Annotated in this window: 1 protein-coding gene; it reads right to left on the reverse strand. The window is 70.7% G+C overall.

The window, feature by feature from the left end; translation table 11 throughout:
• Positions 1–1,871, reverse strand: a 1,871-nt coding sequence (locus ABT381_RS35665; RefSeq protein ID WP_351602248.1) for an Rne/Rng family ribonuclease, incomplete at both ends; no start/stop codon positions are given.

Below are 1,871 nucleotides of genomic sequence, written 5' to 3' on the forward strand. Positions count from 1 at the left end.
GGACGCCTTCCGGCTCGCGCGGCGACGGCCCCGGCCACGGCCCTGGGCACCGGCCGCCGCCTCGGCCTCGGCCGGGCTGGAGAACCACTCGTCGGCCTCGGCGACCGCGGGGGCCAGCTCCGCCTCGGTGACGGGCGCGGGCTCCAGCTCGGGCGCCGGGGCAGCCGGCTCCACGGCCTTCTCGGGCTGGTGGTCGTGCTTCTCGCCGTTGCCGCCCTTGCCCTTCTTCTTCCGCTTGCCGCCACCGCCGGTGCTCGTGGCCTGGTCCATGTGGACGATCACGCCACGGCCGTTGCAGTGCACGCACGGCTCGGAGAAGGACTCCAGGAGGCCCTGGCCGACCCGCTTGCGGGTCATCTGGACCAGACCCAGCGAGGTCACCTCGGCGACCTGGTGCTTCGTACGGTCCCGGCCCAGGCACTCCAGCATCCGCCGCAGCACGAGGTCCCGGTTGGACTCCAGCACCATGTCGATGAAGTCGATGACGACGATGCCGCCGAGGTCGCGCAGGCGCAGCTGGCGGACGATCTCCTCGGCCGCCTCCAGGTTGTTTCTGGTGACGGTCTCCTCGAGATTGCCGCCCTGGCCGGTGAACTTGCCGGTGTTGACATCGATCACGACCATGGCCTCGGTCTTGTCGATCACCAGCGAGCCGCCGGACGGCAGCCAGACCTTGCGGTCCAGCGCCTTCATCAGCTGCTCGTCGATCCGGTACGTCGCGAAGACGTCGACGTCCGAGGTCCACCTCTGGAGCCGGTCGCCGAGGTCGGGGGCGACGTGCGACACATAGCCGGAGATGGTCTCCCAGGCGTCGTCACCGCTGACGATGACCTTGGAGAAGTCCTCGTTGAAGATGTCGCGCACGACACGGACGGTCATGTCCGGCTCGCCGTACAGCAGGGTCGGGGCGTTGCCGCTCTTCGCCTTCTGCTGGATCTCCTCCCACTGCGCCTGGAGGCGCTCCACGTCGCGGCGCAGCTCGTCCTCGCTCGCGCCCTCGGCGGCGGTGCGCACGATGACGCCCGCGTCCTCGGGAACGATCTTCTTGAGGATCTGCTTCAGGCGCGCCCGCTCGGTGTCGGGGAGCTTGCGGCTGATGCCGGTCATCGAGCCCTCGGGCACGTAGACCAGATACCGGCCGGGCAGCGAGACCTGGCTGGTCAGGCGGGCGCCCTTGTGGCCGATCGGGTCCTTGGTCACCTGGACCAGGACCGACTGGCCGGACTTCAGGGCGGTCTCGATGCGGCGCGGGCCGTGGCCCATGCCGAGCGCCTCGAAGTTGACCTCACCGGCGTACAGGACGGCGTTGCGGCCCTTGCCGATGTCGACGAAGGCGGCCTCCATCGACGGCAGGACGTTCTGCACCTTGCCGAGGTAGACGTTGCCGACGTAGCTGGTCGACTGCTCCTTGTTGACGTAGTGCTCGACGAGCACGTCGTCCTCGAGAACGCCGATCTGGGTGCGCTCGCCGCTCTGGCGGACGACCATCACGCGCTCGACGGCCTCGCGGCGCGCCAGGAACTCCGCCTCGGTGATGATCGGCACCCGGCGGCGGCCCTGCTCGCGGCCCTCGCGGCGGCGCTGCTTCTTGGCCTCCATACGGGTCGAGCCCTTGATGGACTGGACCTCGTCGAAGCCGGTGCCGGGCTCGCGCTCTTCCTTCTTGCGCGGCTCGCGGACCTTGACGACCGTACGCTCCGGGTCGTCGCCGTTCGTGCCGGGCTCGGCCCCGTCACCGCTGCGACGGCGGCGACGGCGGCGGCGACGGCTGCTGCTGGAGCCGCCGGACGGCTGCTCGTCGGCGCCGTCCTCCGGCTCGTCGGCCTCGGCGGGCTCCTCGGCGTGCTGCTCCTCGGCGCCCTCGGGCTCGT

The organism is Streptomyces sp. NPDC000151, assembly GCF_040301705.1.
GTDB lineage: Bacteria > Actinomycetota > Actinomycetes > Streptomycetales > Streptomycetaceae > Streptomyces.